Here is a 16,420-nt window from a genome sequence, read left to right as displayed (position 1 = left end):
CTTATCAGGCCTACAACATCAATCCGTTGGCCGGATAAGACGCATTGCGTCGCCATCCGGCAAATTATACAACATCACTGCAAACAGAGGATTATAAGTCGTCAAACACGCCTAACGCATCCGCAAGCTTTTTAACGCCAAAGACCTGCATCCCTTCCGGTACTTTTTTCGGCACGTTGGCGGCGGGAACTATCGCCCGACGAAAGCCGTGCTTTGCCGCTTCCGAAATACGCTCCTGGCCGCTGGGTACCGGACGGATTTCGCCTGCCAGTCCTACTTCGCCAAAGACCACTAAGTCCTGCGGCAACGGCCTGTCGCGCAGGCTGGAAACCATTGCCAGCAGCAGCGCCAGGTCGGCGCTGGTTTCGGTGACTTTTACGCCGCCGACCACGTTGACGAACACGTCCTGATCCGCCATCTGCAAGCCGCCGTGACGATGCAGCACCGCCAGCAGAATCGCCAGGCGGTTCTGTTCCAGACCGACCGCCACGCGACGTGGGTTCGCCATCATTGAGTGATCGACCAATGCCTGAATCTCTACCAGCAGCGGACGCGTGCCTTCCCAGACCACCATCACTGAACTGCCGGAGGTGACTTCATCGCCACGGCTTAAGAAGATAGCGGAAGGGTTACTGACTTCACGCAGCCCCTGTTCCGTCATGGCGAAGACGCCCAGCTCATTCACCGCGCCAAAGCGGTTTTTATGGCTACGCAGTGTACGGAAGCGGGAATCGGCATCACCGTCGAGCAGCACCGAGCAGTCGATACAGTGCTCCAGCACCTTCGGCCCGGCCAGCGATCCGTCTTTGGTGACATGACCAACCATCACAATCGCCACACCGCGCGTTTTGGCAAAACGCGTCAGGTAGGCCGCCGTTTCGCGCACCTGCGCCACGCTGCCCGGCGAAGACTGAATATCCGCCATGTGCATCACCTGAATGGAGTCGATCACCATCAGTTTCGGTTGTTCTTCTTCGGCAATCAGGCAAATTTGTTCGATACTGGTTTCTGACAGCATGTTCAGATTCGCCGTCGGCAGGCCAAGCCGGTGCGCGCGCATCGCTACCTGTTGCAACGACTCTTCACCGGTGACGTACAGGGTTTTCATCTGCTCAGCAAGCTTGCACAGCGTTTGCAGCAGCAGCGTTGATTTCCCCGCGCCGGGGTTACCGCCAATCAGAATGGCGCTGCCGGGTACCACCCCGCCGCCCAGCACGCGGTCAAACTCTTTAAATCCGGTGGAAAAACGCGGCAGTTCCTCAAGGCTGATGTCAGACAGCTTCTGCACTTTTGCGACGCCCGCATTCCCGGCATAGCCACTGAGCCGCTCGTTACGCGCCACCGTCGGCGACGCGGCAAGGCGTACCTCGGTAATGGTGTTCCAGGCCTGGCAGGCGCTGCATTGCCCCTGCCAGCGCGGGTAATCGGCCCCGCATTCATTACAAACAAAGGCGCGTTTTGGAGCTTTTGCCACGTTTTACCTCGTTATTTCTGGTTCATGCTGCCGGAGAGAATGCAGAACACGCCCATCAGGTCAGCATGACGGATAGTAATTTCCGTCTTTTCATTCACTTTCGGTTTGGCATGATACGCAATACCCAATCCGGCCGTTTTGATCATCGGCAGGTCGTTGGCGCCGTCGCCGATCGCTACCGTCTGCGCGATCGGGATCTCATACTCCTGCGCCAGTCGGGTCAATGTATTGGCTTTGTACTGCGCATCGACGATATCACCGATCACATTGCCGGTGAATTTACCGTCCATGATCTCCAGCTCGTTTGCCACAGCCGCCGTCAGACGCAGTTTGTTACGCAGATAATCGGCAAAGAAGGTAAAGCCGCCGGAGGCGATTGCCACTTTCCAGCCGAGCGTTTCCAGTTTTAACACCAGTTGAGTCAGGCCAGGCATCAGCGGAAGTGTTTCGCGCACCTGGTGCAAAATATTGGCATCAGCGCCCTTCAGCGTCGCCACGCGGCTGCGCAGGCTGGCGGTAAAGTCCAGTTCGCCACGCATCGCGCGTTCGGTGACTTCGGCAACCATTTCGCCGGTTCCGGCCAGTTTAGCAATTTCATCAATACACTCGATCTGGATTGCCGTCGAGTCCATGTCCATCACCAGTAAACCCGGCGTGCGCAGATGTGGAATTTTACCCAGCGGTGCAACATCCAGTCTGGCGTCATGCGCCAGTTTTGCCGCGCGTGGCGTTAATGAGCCCGCCAGACGAATCACCTGATAATCTTCAACGCACCACGCCGCCACGATCACCATCGCTGCGCCCAGTTTACTCTGGTATTGCGTTAACCGTTGCTTATCCAGCCCACGACCGTACAGCAGCCAGCCACTACGGCCCGCGTGGTAATCCAGCGGCATGACTTCATCACCGCTTAAAGAGAGAGGCAGACCTGGCCACAGAGAGACATCTTCAGGTAGATCGCACCAGGTAATGTTAGGCATTAAAGCTCCTGTAAAATCGTTCGGGTCGGAATCATCAGGGGAAAATAACGCATGAGGCTACCCTGTAACCAGCGCTTCTGGCAACATTAAGTCTCAAATTTTCAGCAGGTGGAATATGGCTCGCACAAAACTGAAATTCCGACTTCATCGTGCAGTGATTGTATTGTCCTGCCTTGCGCTGCTCGTCGCTCTGATGCAGGGGGCTTCCTGGTTTAGTCAAAGCCACCAGCAGCAGCGTAATCCTCAGCTCGAAGAGCTGGCGCGCACGCTGGCTCGCCAGGTCGCGTTAAACGTCGCCCCATTGATGCGTACCGAAACGCCGGATGAAAAGCGCATTAAGGCGGTGCTCACGCAACTGACGGAGAGTAGCCGTATTCTGGACGCTGGCGTGTACGACGAACAGGGAGACCTGATTACGCGCACCGGTGAGAGCGTCAATGTTCGTGACCGGCTGGCGCTCGACGGCAAAAAAGCCGGAGGATATTTTAACCAGCAGATTGTCGAACCCATCCAGGGAAAAAATGGTCCGCTGGGCTATCTACGCCTGACGCTGGATACCCACACGCTCGCGACCGAAGCCAAGCAGGTGGATAACACCACCAACATCTTACGCCTGATGCTGCTTCTGTCGCTGGCAATCGGCGTGGTGCTGACCCGTACCTTATTGCAAGGTAAGCGTACCCGCTGGCAGCAATCCCCTTTCCTGCTGACCGCCAACAAACCGGTGCAGGAAGAAGAAAACGAGAAAAAAGAGTAAAAACAGTAAAATAAAGGGAAATCAACCATGACCACACTACGCCTGCTTATCTCAGACTCTTACGATCCGTGGTTTAACCTCGCGGTCGAAGAGTGCATTTTTCGCCAGATGCCCGCCACGCAGCGCGTCTTGTTCTTATGGCGTAACGCCGATACGGTGGTGATTGGCCGGGCGCAAAACCCGTGGAAAGAGTGTAATACCCGGCGTTTGGAGGAAGACAACGTGCGGCTCGCCCGTCGCAGTAGCGGCGGCGGCGCGGTATTCCATGACTTAGGCAATACTTGCTTTACCTTTATGGCCGGTAAGCCAGAGTACGACAAAACCATCTCCACCGCGATTGTCCTTAATGCTCTGAACGCGCTGGGCGTAGAGGCCGACGCCTCCGGGCGTAACGATCTGGTGGTCAAAACGCCGGACGGCGATCGCAAGGTTTCCGGCTCTGCTTATCGGGAAACGAAAGATCGCGGATTCCACCACGGCACGCTGCTGTTGAACGCGGATTTAAGCCGCCTGGCAAACTATCTCAATCCCGATAAAAAGAAACTTGCCGCCAAAGGCATCACCTCGGTTCGCTCGCGGGTGGCGAATTTAACGGAGCTGTTGCCGGGCATTACCCATCAACAGGTCTGTCAGGCCATTACGGAAGCCTTTTTTACCCACTACGGCGAACGTGTCGAAGCGGAAATTATCTCGCCGGATAAAACGCCGGATCTGCCGAACTTTGCCGACACCTTTGCCCGCCAGAGCAGTTGGGAGTGGAATTTTGGTCAGGCACCTGCATTCTCGCACCTGCTTGACGAGCGTTTCACCTGGGGCGGCGTTGAGCTGCATTTCGACGTGGAGAAAGGTCATATCACACGTACGCAGGTGTTTACCGACAGCCTCAATCCCGCGCCGTTAGAAGCGCTGGCGGGTCGTCTGCAAGGATGCTTGTACCGTGCGGATATGCTGCAACAGGAGTGTGAGGCGCTGCTGGTTGATTTCCCGGAGCAGGAAAAAGAGTTACGCGAGCTGTCGGCATGGATTGCCGGAGCGGTGCGTTAAGCACTGGTCTGAAAATGCCGGATGGCGGCGACGCCTTATCCGGCCTACGAGAAGAATGGTAAGCCCGGTCAGCTCAGAGCCACCGGGCAAACAACGCTTACTCTTTATCGCCCAGCAGAACGGATTCCAGTGCGATTTTGATCATGTCGTTGAAGGTCGTCTGACGTTCAGCCGCAGTGGTTTGCTCGTGAGTACGGATATGATCGGATACGGTGCAGATGGTCAGCGCTTTCGCACCAAACTCAGCCGCGACGCCGTAGATGCCCGCCGCTTCCATTTCCACGCCCAGCACGCCGTATTTTTCCATCACGTCGAACATTTCGCCGTCCGGAGAGTAGAACAGGTCAGCGGAGAACAGGTTGCCCACGCGCGCGTCTACGCCCAGCGCTTTTGCCGCATCAACCGCGTTACGCACCATGTCGAAATCAGCGATAGCGGCGAAGTCATGATCTTTAAAACGGATACGGTTAACTTTGGAGTCGGTGCAGGCGCCCATACCGATAACCACGTCACGCAGTTTAACGTCCATACGCACAGCGCCGCAGGAACCTACGCGAATGATTTTCTTCACGCCGAAATCGGTGATCAACTCTTTGGTGTAGATGGAACAGGACGGGATACCCATACCGTGGCCCATTACGGAGATCTTACGGCCTTTATAAGTACCGGTGAAACCTAACATGCCGCGCACGTTGTTCACTTCACGAACATCTTCGAGGAAAGTTTCAGCAATATGCTTTGCACGCAGCGGGTCGCCCGGCATCAATACGACGTCAGCGAAATCACCCATTTCTGCATTAATATGTGGAGTTGCCATTTTTTATCCTTATTTCGTTGTTATTGCCTGATGGCGACTACGCCTTATCAGGCCTACAAAACGTATCCAAATACCCTAAGGATTTCGCGTTGTAGGAAGGCGACGAATTCGTGTATCCCCGGGAGCATAGATTCACTATGTGACCGGGGTGAGCGAATGAAGTCAACGCATCTACAGCGCGAAAGACAACGGGTATTACAGCATGTTTTTACCGTAGTCCATCGGCGACGTACCAAAGTAGCTCGCCAGCGTCTGACCGATATCCGCGAAGGTTTCACGGTGACCTAAAGAGCCAGGTTTAACTTTCGGGCCGTAGACCAGTACCGGAATGTGCTCACGGGTGTGATCAGTGCCGGTCCAGCTCGGGTCGCAGCCGTGGTCGGCGGTCAGGATCAGAATGTCATCTTCACCTACCAGCTCCATCAGCTCTGGCAGACGGCGGTCAAACAGTTCCAGACCCGCGGCGTAACCGGCGATATCGCGACGATGTCCCCAGGAAGAGTCGAAATCAACGAAGTTGGTGAAGACGATGGTCTTATCACCGGCTTCTTTCATCTCTTTGATGGTGGCGTCGAACAGCGCGTCCAAACCGGTGGCTTTCACTTTTTTAGTGATGCCGCAGTTAGCGTAGATATCCGCGATTTTACCGACGGAAACCACGTGACCGTCTTTCTCGTCGACCAGTTTCTGCAGCACGGTCGGTGCTGGCGGCTCAACGGCCAGATCGTGACGGTTACCGGTACGCTGGAAGTTACCGGCTTTATCACCGATAAACGGACGTGCGATAACACGACCGATGTTGTAACCACCTTCGGTCAGTTCCTCACGGGCGATTTCGCACAGCTCGTAGAGTTTATCCAGGCCAAAAGTCTCTTCGTGGCAGGCAATCTGGAACACGGAGTCAGCGGAGGTATAGAAAATCGGCTTGCCGGTTTTCATATGCTCTTCACCCAGTTGATCCAAAATCACGGTACCGGAAGAGTGGCAGTTGCCGAGGTAGCCCGGCAAGTTGGCACGTTTTACCAGCTTATCCAGCAGTTCCTGCGGGAAGCTGTTTTCATGATCGGAGAAATAACCCCAGTCAAACAGAACCGGAACACCGGCGATTTCCCAGTGACCAGACGGTGTATCTTTCCCGGAAGAGAGTTCATGCGCCCATGCATAGGCGCCAATGACTTCCGCGTTACCGTCCATGCCAGCAGCAATTTTACCGGTAGAACCTTCGTGAGCTTTCACCAGGCCCAGACGGGTCAGGTTAGGCAGAGTCAGTGGGCCTTTGCGACCATTGTCAGCTTCACCTTTCGCACAGGCTTCTGCAATGTGTCCCATAGTGTCTGAGCCTACGTCGCCAAAGCGATCCGCATCTTCAGTCGCACCAATACCAAAGGAGTCCAGCACCATAATAAATGCACGTTTCATATTAATCTCCGTACCTTTTGCGCCGCAAAAAAGCGATCGGATCAGTATACAGTTATTCGGTTATACGACGATAGACTGTCGGTGTAATTTCTGGCGCTTTATCGTCAAGGCTGATTGCCGCTTTGACCGCTTTCGCCGCTTCCTGCCAGCTGGCTTCATCTTTCGCGTGGATCACCGCCAGCGGACGCTGTCCATCTACGCTGTCGCCCAAACGCGCCATGTCGCTAAAGCCAACACTGTAATCAATGGTGTCCGAAGCCTGACGACGACCGCCGCCCATGGAAACGACCGCCATTCCCAGCGCTCGAGTATCCATGGCGCTAACAAAGCCTTCGGTATCAGCATATACCGCTTTGCTGAGCATTGCCGTCGGCAGGTACTTCGCATAATTTTCGACGAAATCGGTCGGTCCTTTCTGCGCCGCAACCATGCGACCAAAAATCTCTGCCGCTTTACCGTTATCCAACACCGCCTGCAATTTCGCACGGGCTTCGGCGTCATCTTTCGCCAGTTTGCCGGAGATCAGCATTTCCACGCACAGCGCCATGGTGACGTCTAACAGACGTGGATTGCGGTATTCACCGGTCAGGAACTGCACCGCTTCGCGGACTTCTACCGCGTTACCAGCGCTCGAGGCCAGTACCTGGTTCATATCGGTTAACAGCGCGGTGGTACGTACACCCGCCCCGTTCGCCACGCCGACAATCGCTTCGGCAAGGGCTTCAGAAAGCTCGTAGGTCGGCATAAAGGCGCCGCTGCCTACTTTCACATCCATCACCAATGCATCCAGCCCTTCCGCCAGCTTTTTCGCCAGGATGGAGCCGGTAATCAGCGGGATGGAATCCACGGTCGCGGTAATATCGCGGGTGGCATAAAAACGTTTATCCGCCGGTGCGAGCGAGCTGGTTTGCCCAATAATCGCCACACCCACGTCTTTAATAATTTCACGGAAACGCGCGTCGTCCGGGAAGATATCAAACCCAGGAATCGCTTCCAGTTTATCGAGCGTACCGCCGGTGTGCCCCAGGCCACGCCCGGAGATCATCGGAATATAGCCGCCACAGGCAGCAACCATCGGGCCTAACATCAGTGACGTTACGTCACCCACGCCGCCGGTAGAGTGTTTATCCACAATCGGGCCGTTCAGCTGCAGGCTTTTCCAGTCCAGCACGGTTCCTGAATCACGCATTGCCATGGTCAGCGAAACTCGCTCAGGCATTGTCATATCGTGGAAGAAAATGGTCATCGCCAGGGCGGCGATTTGTCCTTCAGAGATGGTGTTGTCGCGAATACCATTGATAAAGAAACGAATTTCTTCATCGCTCAGCGCATGACCATCACGTTTTTTACGAATAATTTCTTGTGCGAGAAACACGGTAACCCCCGATTAATCAGGTTAAATGCTGCGGAAAACCCACTGCAATGAATGATTACTCTTAATAATCCAAGCCGTTGTAGGCCGGGTAAGCAACGCGCACCCGGCGGTCGTACTGATGCCGGATGGCGGCTGCGCCTTATCCGGCCTACGATGGGCAATTCAAACTTAGTAGCTGCTTGCGCTCTTACCGTCGCCATGACCCAGCGCTTTCAGCAGGCTCGCCAGCAGGCTGGATGCGCCAAAACGATAGTGACGAGAATCAGCCCAGTCAGCGCCAAACAGTTCGTCGGCAATCGCCAGGAACTGCTGTGCATCTTCTGCAGTACGCACGCCGCCAGCCGGTTTGAAACCTACGGTTTTAGAAACACCCATGTCGCGGATCACTTCCATCATGATGCGAGCGCTTTCAGGGGTCGCATTGACCGGCACTTTACCGGTAGAGGTTTTGATGAAATCAGCACCGGCTTTGATGGAGATTTCAGACGCTTTGCGAATCAGGGCTTCTTCTTTCAGTTCACCGGTTTCGATGATCACTTTCAGCAGCACGTTTGCCGCCGCGCACGCGTCTTTACAGGCTTTAACCAGATCAAAACCAACCTGCTCGTTACCCGCGATCAGCGCACGGTACGGGAACACCACGTCAACTTCATCTGCACCGTAGGCTATCGCCGCGCGGGTTTCAGCCAGCGCAATCTCGATGTCGTCGTTGCCGTGCGGGAAGTTGGTGACGGTGGCAATACGGATGTCCGGCGTGCCCTGCTCTTTCAGAGTCTTACGCGCAACAGGAATGAAACGTGGATAGATGCAAATTGCTGCCGTGTTGCCAACTGGGGTCTTCGCCTGATGACACAGCGCGATCACTTTTTCATTGGTGTCGTCATCATTCAGGGTGGTCAGGTCCATCAGTTTCAGTGCACGCAGGCTGCTTGCTGTTAAATCGGTCATAACATTCTCCAACGGCATCGCCGTATAAAATTTCACCTTGCGAGTTTGTTAGTATTCTAACATCCGCTCGCTATTACACTTCGATATACATCACAGTTAATGAAAACCACATACAGATTTGCATTACTCTAATGAGATCTACTTCAAATAAATAACCTTTCCTGAGGGGATGCGGTGGCATCAGGCGCATCCGGATCAAAGGTTGTGGCGGCGTTGCTTTCTACAATGGCGTTACACCTTCGGGATAAAAAGGAATCAACGATGCCCACTTCAAGCGAACTCGCGCTGCAACAGCGTTGCCAACAAATCGTGACCAGTCCGGTGCTCAGCCCTGAGCAGAAACGCCATTTTCTGGCGCTGGAGGCTGAAAACGCGCTGCCTTATCCGCAACTGCCTGCTGAGGCACGCCAGGCGCTGGATGACGGGGTGATCTGCGATATGTACGAAGGTCACGCCCCGTTCAAACCGCGCTATGTCTTACCCGACTATGCGCGTTTTCTGGCCAACGGTTCATCGTGGCTGGAGCTGGAAGGCGCCAGCGATCTTGATGATGCGTTGTCCTTGCTCACCATCCTGTACCATCACGTTCCGTCAGTGACCTCAATGCCGGTCTATCTCGGTCAGCTCGACGCCCTGTTGCAACCATATGTTAGAATTCTAACACAAGAAGAGATCGATATTCGAATAAAACGTTTCTGGCGTTATCTCGACAGAACCCTGCCAGACGCGTTTATGCATGCCAACATCGGCCCCGCCGATACGCCAGTCACCCGAGCGATTTTACGTGCAGATGCAGAGCTAAAGCAGGTTTCACCTAATCTGACATTTATTTATGATCCGCAAATTACCCCTGACGATCTGCTGCTCAACGTGGCGCAAAATATCTGCGAGTGCAGTAAGCCGCACATTTCCAACGGCCCTGAAAATGATAAAATTTTCACAAAAGGTCATTATGGCGTCGTCAGCTGTTACAACTCGTTGCCGCTCGCCGGAGGCGGAAGCACGCTGGTCAGGCTTAATCTGAAAGCCATCGCAGAGCGCAGTACCTCTGTCGATGACTTCTTTACGCGCGCCCTACCGCACTATTGCCAACAGCAAATCGCCATCATTGATTCACGATGTGAATTCCTTTATGAAAAATCACATTTCTTTGAGAATAGCTTCCTCGTGCAGGAAGGGTTGATTGATCCCGAACGTTTTGTGCCTATGTTCGGCATGTATGGCCTGGCGGAGGCGGTGAAGCTGCTGTGCGATAAGGCGGGGGAGAACGCGCGCTACGGCAAAGATGCGTTCGCCAATCAGCTCGGCTATCGTATCAGCGCCCAACTGGCGGAGTTTGTCGAAAGCACCCCGGTGAAATATGGCTGGAATCAGCGTGCGATGCTGCATGCACAGTCAGGGATCAGTTCTGACATCGGCACCACGCCGGGCGCGCGTCTGCCCTACGGCGATGAGCCGGACCCGATCACCCATCTGCAAACCGTCGCGCCGCATCACGCGTTTTATCACGCCGGGATCAGCGACATTCTCACGCTGGATGAAACCATCAAACGTAATCCTCAGGCGCTGGTGCAACTGTGCCTCGGGGCGTTTAAAGCCGGAATGCGCGAGTTTACAGCCAACGTGAGCGGCAACGATCTGGTCCGCGTCACCGGCTATATGGTCCGCCTGTCGGATCTGGAAAAATATCGTGCCGCAGGTTCACGCACCAACACCACCTGGCTTGGTGAAGAAGCCGCGCGCAATACGCGCATTCTGGAACGACAACCTCGCGTGATAAGCCATGAACAGCAGATGCGCTTCAGTAAGTAGGCTGATTCCTTTCTCCTGCGTCGACGGGCCGGGCAGTCGCCTGGCTCTGTTTCTGCAAGGATGTAATCTGCGCTGTAAAAATTGCCACAACCCGTGGACGATGGGGCGCTGCAACGACTGCGGGGAGTGTGTACTGCATTGCCCGCATGAAGCGCTGAGCCTGAGCGCGGGGAAAGTATGGTGGCAGTCCGACGTGTGTCAGCAGTGCGATACCTGCCTGCACCTGTGCCCCCAGCAGGCCACGCCGATGGCGCAGAACATGAGCGTTGATGAGGTGCTGGAGCATATTCGCAAGGCAGTGCTGTTTATTGAGGGAATTACGGTCAGCGGCGGCGAAGCAACCACCCAGTTGCCGTTTATCGTGGCGCTGTTTAGCGCGATCAAAACCGATCCACAGTTGCAACACCTGACCTGCATGGTAGATAGCAACGGCATGTTAAGCGAAACCGGCTGGCAAAAATTGTTGCCGGTGTGCGACGGCGTGATGCTTGATTTAAAAGCCTGGGACAGCGTGTGTCATCGACAGCTAACTGGCCGCGATAACACGCTGATTAAACAGAGCATTACCTTTTTGTCCGGGCAGGGAAAACTGGCGGAGCTGCGCCTGCTGGTGATTCCTGGTCAGGTGGATTATCTGCAGCATATCGATGCGCTGGCGGCGTTTATCAAGCGTTCAGGTGATGTACCGGTACGGCTGAATGCCTTTCATGCGCACGGGGTGTATGGCGAAGCGAAAGACTGGCCGAGTGCAACGCCGGAGGATGTCGAGCAACTGGCGCAAGGGCTACGCGAACGCGGTGTGAATAATATGATCTTCCCAGCGCTGTACCTGTGAAATGCCGGATGGCGGCTATGCCTTATCCGGCCTACACATGAGGTCAGTCCGTAGGCCGGATAAGACGCTTTTGCGTCGCATCCGGCACGCAACAATCACACAGTAAACAACGCGGTCGTATTGCGATACAGCGCGTCAGCGATCACATCTGCAGGTTCCGGGCGCAGCTCGCATAAGACGTCAAACACTCTGACTACCTGCTCAGGGCGGTTGGGCTGTCCCTGAAAGCCGTTGAGCGGCATATCCGGCGCGTCGGTTTCCAGCAGCAGCGAGTCCAGCGGCAGTTGCGCCATTACCTCGCGGGTTTTACTGGCCCGCGGATAAGTAATGGTGCCGCCCACGCCAATTTTGTACCCCAGTTGCACAAAGCGTTCGGCCTGCTGCACGCTTCCGGAAAACCCATGCACCACGCCTGTTCGTGGCAAAGCATGGCGTTTAAGGTGCATCGCCAGCTTGTCATGAGTGCGCCGCGAATGCAGGATCACCGGCAATTCGTAACGCTTCGCCAGCTTAAGCTGCGCTTCCAGCAGTCGCTCTTGCTTGTCGAATTGCGGATCGTCCCGATACAGATCCAGCCCAATTTCGCCTACTGCCACCAGCTTTTTGGGACGCTTATCCAGCGCCTGCTGCAACTGTTCCAGGCAATCATCACCATGCTGTTCAATGACAATCGGGTGCAGCCCCAGGGCAGCAAACAATGAAGGATAATGTTCCGCTAACGCCAGTACGCGGGGAAAATTCGCCGCCTGGGTAGCCGGAACGATAATGCTTTGCACGCCGACGTCAGCCGCGCGCTGAATGCTGGCAGATTCATCGCCGGTAAACGGTGGGAAATCAAAATGACAATGCGTATCGATAAAACGATAACTCACGCCAAATCCTCATTATCAAACGTCGTGTCGTTCGCCTGAGGCGCATTGGCTACCACAGGCGCGTGGGCGTCGTTGGCCACCAGCGCGGGAGGAACCACCACCGGCCCCGGCACCACAATCTTCGGCGTCTGACGAGGCAGCGGCGCATTTTTCGCCAGCAGTTTGCCGACTGTCGCCAGGAAGTAACGACCACACAGGCGTCCTGTCTTGTAATCTTCCCGCAGCGCCGGAATACGGCTTCCCAACGCCATACTATGGAGCGGCTTGGGTGGATAGATCTCAAAGATGCGCAGTTTACCCGGCGGTTTCTCAATAAAACTTTGGATCGCGCGATAGCTGTCTTCATGGTGCTGGACCAGATTCAATAACGGTTGCAGACTGCTTTCGCCCAGCCAGCGTTCCATACGTTTGAACCACTGTGGCGTATAGTACATTTGCGAGGGTACTGTGCGGATAACCACCAGCGTTTTTGCTCCGTGCTTCGCCGCCTCTTGCACCGGTATGGCGTCGCTGACGCCACCATCAAGATAGTTCACGCCATCGAGCGCAACTCCTGTGCGGTAGAATCCGGGAATCGCGCTGGAAGCACGGATAAGATCGAGCCAATTTTGCCGATTCGGCGAAAAATAGCCCGGCGTGTAGTCATCGCCCCGACAGGCGCACATATAAAACGCTTTCCCTGCGGCAAACAGGCGCTCGGCGTTATCCATTGCCAGCGGCATCTGGGAGGCGGTCGAATCCACCAGCCAGTCGAGATCGATTAAGTTTCCCCCGCGCACAAAGCGCACCGGGTCAAAAAACTCACGTCGGGTAGTGTAACGCATGATGACTTTACGACCGTAACCAGGCTGGTTACAGAGATAAGCTGAAAGGTTTTGCGCGCCAGCGGACGTCCCGTAGAAGAGATCAAAGGGATTGAACTGCGCCCGCATGAATTCATCCAGTACGCCAGCGGTGAAAATGCCTCTTTGTCCCCCGCCTTCGCACACCAGCGCCATACTGCCTGGTTGGAACGGACGTAACGATAACGGCGCGATATTACCGAGCGTGACGGGTATTCTCTGCCCCACCTCTGCCTTCCTGTTGTTTTTTTAATAGGAGAACAAAGTAACGCAAAATGCCTGCCGCTAAAACCGTAAAAGCCAGTCCGCTGGACTGGCTGAGTAGCAAGATATCTTTACGGTTTACTTATTACGGTCGTTTACGCCCGGTAAACAGGCTGACCAGAAACAGAATGATCCCCACCACAAAAACAATTTTCGCTGCGCCTGCAGCGGTACCCGCCAGTCCACCAAAACCCAGTGCAGCGGCAATTAACGCGATAACCAGAAATATGATGCCCCATCGAAACATGTGCTTCTCCTTTACCATAGTTAATGTCACCGCTTGATATGAGCACTCAGGCTGCCCATCGGCGATATTTTCAGTGTGGTGCACAACACGCCTCCCGACAAACGTCAGGAGGACGAATTAAGTCTAATTAGTGAGTTTTAAGATCGTTTTTGACGCTTTTCACGCCATCAATTGCTTTGGCGATGCTCTCAGCGCGATCGCTTTGAGCCTGTGATTCAACAGTTCCTGAAAGCTGTACCACGCCATCGGTGGTTTCAACCTTCACTTTGCGGGAAGGGACAATATCATCGGCCAGCAGTTTGGCTTTTACCTCACTGGTGATTGCCGTATCGCCCGCATAGCCTTTTACAGAAGTATCTTTGCTATCACGCACGTGTAATTTGTCGCTGACGGAGGTCACACCCTCTACGCCTTTCGCCACTTTCACCGCCTCTTCGGCTTGTGCCTGGCTTTCAACAAACCCGCTTAGCGTCACCACCTTCTGATCGGTTTTGACGGAAATATCGGTGCTCTTAATGCTATCGTGGTCCACCAGCGCGGCTTTCACTTTCGCGGTGATGGTGCTGTCATCCATGAAATTACCGACTTTGTTCATAGAGCTATCGACTTTCTGCCCCGCACTTTCGACGCCGGATTGCGCTTTATCCGTCGTGGAGTTTTCTGCAAAAGCAGAACCCGTTGCAACAGCGGAAGTCAGCATCACGGCCAGCAGCGTTTTAGAAATCTTAAGTCCTGTCATTGTCATCGATGTATTCCTGTATGTTTGCTAAAAGCTATGCTCTGCCGTTATAGGGCTTGAGCCAGCAACTAATCTTGTAAGTGGAATAAATATCAGCAATAGAAGCTGCAACAGGCAGCCTAAAAAGCATTTAACGCCGACATTTATGTCATCACATTGTTAAATATAGTTCAGGATTTCGTGATCGCAGTCCAGATTGACTAAAAAACAGGCAAACAAAAGAAAAATGAGAGGTTTTAAGAACATTCCGCAAGGGATTTAAAAGACAGGGAAAGTTGCAGGGCACGGCGGATACCGTGCCCTGGAAGGTCGATTAGTGTTCGCGCGTTTTACGGAACTGAACGTCTGGGTAACGTTCCTGGGTGAGATTCAGGTTAACCATGGTCGGCGCAATATAGGTCAGGTTATCACCGCCATCCAGCGCCAGCTGAATTTCGTTTTTACGCTTGAATTCTTCGAATTTCTTCACGTCAGAACACTCTACCCAGCGGGCAGTCGCCACGTTGACCGACTCATAAATCGCTTCAACGTTGTATTCGCTCTTCAGGCGTGAAACCACCACGTCGAACTGCAGCACACCGACAGCGCCCACGATCAAATCGTTATTGGCGATCGGACGGAAGACCTGCACTGCACCCTCTTCTGACAGCTGAACCAGCCCTTTCAGCAGCTGTTTCTGCTTCAGCGGATCCTTCAGGCGAATACGACGGAACAGCTCCGGCGCGAAGTTCGGAATACCGGTGAACTTCATCATTTCGCCCTGGGTGAAGGTATCACCAATCTGGATAGTGCCGTGGTTGTGCAGACCAAGAATATCGCCCGGATACGCTTCTTCCACGTGAGAACGGTCACCAGCCATAAAGGTCAGCGCATCGGAGATAACCACGTCTTTACCAATGCGCACCTGGCGCATTTTCATGCCTTTTTCGTACTTACCGGACACCACGCGCATGAACGCCACGCGGTCACGGTGTTTCGGGTCCATGTTGGCCTGAATTTTAAACACGAAGCCGGTGAACTTCTCTTCGGAAGCCTCAACGACGCGGGTGTCGGTTTTACGCGGCATCGGCGCAGGTGCCCACTCCACTAAACCGTCCAGCATATGGTCAACGCCGAAGTTACCCAGCGCGGTACCGAAGAAGACCGGGGTGATTTCGCCTGCGAGGAACAGCTCATGGTCGAATTCGTTAGACGCGCCCTGCACCAGCTCCAGTTCGTCACGCAACTGCTGCGCCAGGTCTTCGCCCACGGCAGCATCAAGTTCCGGGTTGTTCAGACCTTTAACAATGCGGACTTCCTGAATGGTATGGCCTTTACCCGTCTGGTACAGGTAAGTTTCGTCTTTATATAAGTGATAGACGCCTTTGAACAACTTACCGCAGCCAATCGGCCAGGTGATCGGCGCACAGCCGATTTTCAGTTCGTTCTCGACTTCATCCAGCAGCTCCATCGGATCGCGGATGTCACGGTCGAGTTTGTTCATAAAGGTCAGGATTGGCGTATCGCGCAGACGGGTAACTTCCATCAGCTTACGGGTCCTGTCCTCAACGCCTTTTGCGGCGTCAATAACCATCAGGCAGCAGTCCACCGCCGTCAGGGTACGGTAAGTATCTTCGGAGAAGTCTTCGTGCCCCGGGGTATCCAGCAGGTTGACCAGGCAGTCATGGTACGGGAACTGCATTACGGAGGTGGTAATCGAGATACCACGCTGCTTTTCCATTTCCATCCAGTCAGATTTGGCATGCTGGCTGGAGCCACGGCCTTTTACCGTACCGGCGGTCTGAATCGCCTGTCCGAATAACAGTACCTTTTCAGTAATTGTCGTTTTACCGGCATCCGGGTGAGAAATAATGGCAAAAGTGCGGCGTTTGGCCACCTCTTGCAAATAAGGAGACAACGTCATAGTCAAATCTTCTTAGGTAAGCACGGCAACGGGCCGTGCAAGTTGAATACGAAAAATTGCGGCTATTTTACCCATCAACGGGGGGGAGGCAA

Annotated in this window: 15 protein-coding genes; 4 read left to right on the top strand and 11 right to left on the bottom strand. The window is 54.3% G+C overall.

From position 1 onward, the window contains the following. Window positions 1-91 precede the first annotated feature (91 nt). Both radA and serB read right to left on the bottom strand, forming a co-directional pair. A complete protein-coding gene (gene radA / locus OGV77_RS10020; protein WP_043018344.1) occupies window positions 92-1,474 on the bottom strand; it encodes a DNA repair protein RadA in 1,383 nt (460 codons plus the stop codon). Window positions 1,475-1,485: 11 nt separating this feature from the next. Beyond that, window positions 1,486-2,454 carry a phosphoserine phosphatase gene (serB, locus tag OGV77_RS10015; RefSeq protein WP_043018343.1) on the bottom strand — a complete coding sequence of 323 codons (969 nt, stop codon included), beginning with the start codon at window positions 2,452-2,454 and terminating at the stop codon, window positions 1,486-1,488. 115 nt (window positions 2,455-2,569) lie between these two features. On the opposite strand from serB, the gene OGV77_RS10010 reads away from it, so the two are divergent. Together OGV77_RS10010 and lplA are read left to right on the top strand one after the other, a co-directional pair. After that, window positions 2,570-3,211: a YtjB family periplasmic protein gene (locus OGV77_RS10010; RefSeq protein ID WP_087052209.1), complete on the top strand. Its 642-nt coding sequence runs from the start codon at window positions 2,570-2,572 to the stop codon at window positions 3,209-3,211. 27 nt (window positions 3,212-3,238) lie between these two features. Then, entirely contained in the window at window positions 3,239-4,255 is a 1,017-nt protein-coding gene (gene lplA, locus OGV77_RS10005) for a lipoate--protein ligase (RefSeq protein WP_141110907.1), read from the top strand. A 97-nt stretch (window positions 4,256-4,352) separates the two neighbouring features. Here the strand turns inward: lplA and deoD are convergent, their stop codons facing one another. From deoD to deoC, 4 genes are all read right to left on the bottom strand, one after another. Then, the gene (deoD, locus tag OGV77_RS10000; protein ID WP_000224864.1) at window positions 4,353-5,072 is read right to left on the bottom strand and encodes a purine-nucleoside phosphorylase; all 720 of its coding nucleotides are present in this window, start codon (window positions 5,070-5,072) and stop codon (window positions 4,353-4,355) included. A 195-nt stretch (window positions 5,073-5,267) separates the two neighbouring features. Beyond that, window positions 5,268-6,491, bottom strand: coding sequence for a phosphopentomutase (gene deoB, locus OGV77_RS09995; RefSeq protein WP_043018340.1), 1,224 nt, complete (start codon window positions 6,489-6,491; stop codon window positions 5,268-5,270). A gap of 52 nt (window positions 6,492-6,543) precedes the next feature. Continuing rightward, entirely contained in the window at window positions 6,544-7,866 is a 1,323-nt protein-coding gene (gene deoA, locus OGV77_RS09990; protein ID WP_043018339.1) for a thymidine phosphorylase, read from the bottom strand. Between the two features lie 168 nt (window positions 7,867-8,034). Further along, complete coding sequence (gene deoC, locus OGV77_RS09985) at window positions 8,035-8,814, bottom strand: deoxyribose-phosphate aldolase (protein WP_042312514.1); 780 nt, start codon at window positions 8,812-8,814, stop codon at window positions 8,035-8,037. 261 nt (window positions 8,815-9,075) lie between these two features. On the opposite strand from deoC, the gene OGV77_RS09980 reads away from it, so the two are divergent. Together OGV77_RS09980 and OGV77_RS09975 are read left to right on the top strand one after the other, a co-directional pair. After that, window positions 9,076-10,626 carry a YjjI family glycine radical enzyme gene (locus tag OGV77_RS09980; RefSeq protein ID WP_087050989.1) on the top strand — a complete coding sequence of 517 codons (1,551 nt, stop codon included), beginning with the start codon at window positions 9,076-9,078 and terminating at the stop codon, window positions 10,624-10,626. Further along, on the top strand, window positions 10,598-11,461 hold the full coding sequence (locus OGV77_RS09975) for a YjjW family glycine radical enzyme activase (RefSeq protein WP_087050988.1): 864 nt from the start codon (window positions 10,598-10,600) through the stop codon (window positions 11,459-11,461). The genes OGV77_RS09980 and OGV77_RS09975 overlap by 29 nt, the downstream gene beginning before the upstream one ends. Window positions 11,462-11,556: 95 nt before the next feature. On the opposite strand, the gene OGV77_RS09970 is transcribed toward OGV77_RS09975, so the two are convergent. The 5 genes from OGV77_RS09970 to prfC form a co-directional block, all read right to left on the bottom strand. After that, a complete protein-coding gene (locus OGV77_RS09970) occupies window positions 11,557-12,333 on the bottom strand; it encodes a metal-dependent hydrolase (RefSeq protein ID WP_075145241.1) in 777 nt (258 codons plus the stop codon). Next, window positions 12,330-13,403, bottom strand: a complete 1,074-nt coding sequence (locus tag OGV77_RS09965; RefSeq protein ID WP_087050987.1) for a patatin-like phospholipase family protein — start codon at window positions 13,401-13,403, stop codon at window positions 12,330-12,332. The genes OGV77_RS09970 and OGV77_RS09965 overlap by 4 nt, the downstream gene beginning before the upstream one ends. Window positions 13,404-13,524: 121 nt before the next feature. Further along, a complete protein-coding gene (locus OGV77_RS09960; RefSeq protein WP_003019081.1) occupies window positions 13,525-13,686 on the bottom strand; it encodes a DUF1328 domain-containing protein in 162 nt (53 codons plus the stop codon). A 127-nt stretch (window positions 13,687-13,813) separates the two neighbouring features. Next, a complete protein-coding gene (osmY, locus tag OGV77_RS09955; RefSeq protein WP_043018333.1) occupies window positions 13,814-14,431 on the bottom strand; it encodes a molecular chaperone OsmY in 618 nt (205 codons plus the stop codon). A 307-nt stretch (window positions 14,432-14,738) separates the two neighbouring features. Further along, complete coding sequence (gene prfC / locus OGV77_RS09950; protein ID WP_016151601.1) at window positions 14,739-16,328, bottom strand: peptide chain release factor 3; 1,590 nt, start codon at window positions 16,326-16,328, stop codon at window positions 14,739-14,741. Window positions 16,329-16,420 lie beyond the last annotated feature (92 nt).

The sequence above is a fragment of the Citrobacter sp. Ce129 genome (assembly GCF_030334545.1).
Classification (GTDB): Bacteria; Pseudomonadota; Gammaproteobacteria; order Enterobacterales; family Enterobacteriaceae; genus Citrobacter; species Citrobacter europaeus.
This window is presented reverse-complemented; position numbering and strand designations above follow the sequence as displayed.

What these genes read in the sequence shown, in the direction of transcription:
- serB (WP_043018343.1), bottom strand. Translation starts at nt 2,454, where the DNA reads ATGCCTAACATTACCTGGTGCGATCTACCTGAAGATGTCTCTCTGTGG.
- OGV77_RS10010 (WP_087052209.1), top strand. Translation starts at nt 2,570, where the DNA reads ATGGCTCGCACAAAACTGAAATTCCGACTTCATCGTGCAGTGATTGTA.
- lplA (WP_141110907.1), top strand. Translation starts at nt 3,239, where the DNA reads ATGACCACACTACGCCTGCTTATCTCAGACTCTTACGATCCGTGGTTT.
- deoD (WP_000224864.1), bottom strand. Translation starts at nt 5,072, where the DNA reads ATGGCAACTCCACATATTAATGCAGAAATGGGTGATTTCGCTGACGTC.
- deoB (WP_043018340.1), bottom strand. Translation starts at nt 6,491, where the DNA reads ATGAAACGTGCATTTATTATGGTGCTGGACTCCTTTGGTATTGGTGCG.
- deoC (WP_042312514.1), bottom strand. Translation starts at nt 8,814, where the DNA reads ATGACCGATTTAACAGCAAGCAGCCTGCGTGCACTGAAACTGATGGAC.
- OGV77_RS09980 (WP_087050989.1), top strand. Translation starts at nt 9,076, where the DNA reads ATGCCCACTTCAAGCGAACTCGCGCTGCAACAGCGTTGCCAACAAATC.
- OGV77_RS09975 (WP_087050988.1), top strand. Translation starts at nt 10,598, where the DNA reads ATGAACAGCAGATGCGCTTCAGTAAGTAGGCTGATTCCTTTCTCCTGC.
- OGV77_RS09960 (WP_003019081.1), bottom strand. Translation starts at nt 13,686, where the DNA reads ATGTTTCGATGGGGCATCATATTTCTGGTTATCGCGTTAATTGCCGCT.
- osmY (WP_043018333.1), bottom strand. Translation starts at nt 14,431, where the DNA reads ATGACAATGACAGGACTTAAGATTTCTAAAACGCTGCTGGCCGTGATG.
- prfC (WP_016151601.1), bottom strand. Translation starts at nt 16,328, where the DNA reads ATGACGTTGTCTCCTTATTTGCAAGAGGTGGCCAAACGCCGCACTTTT.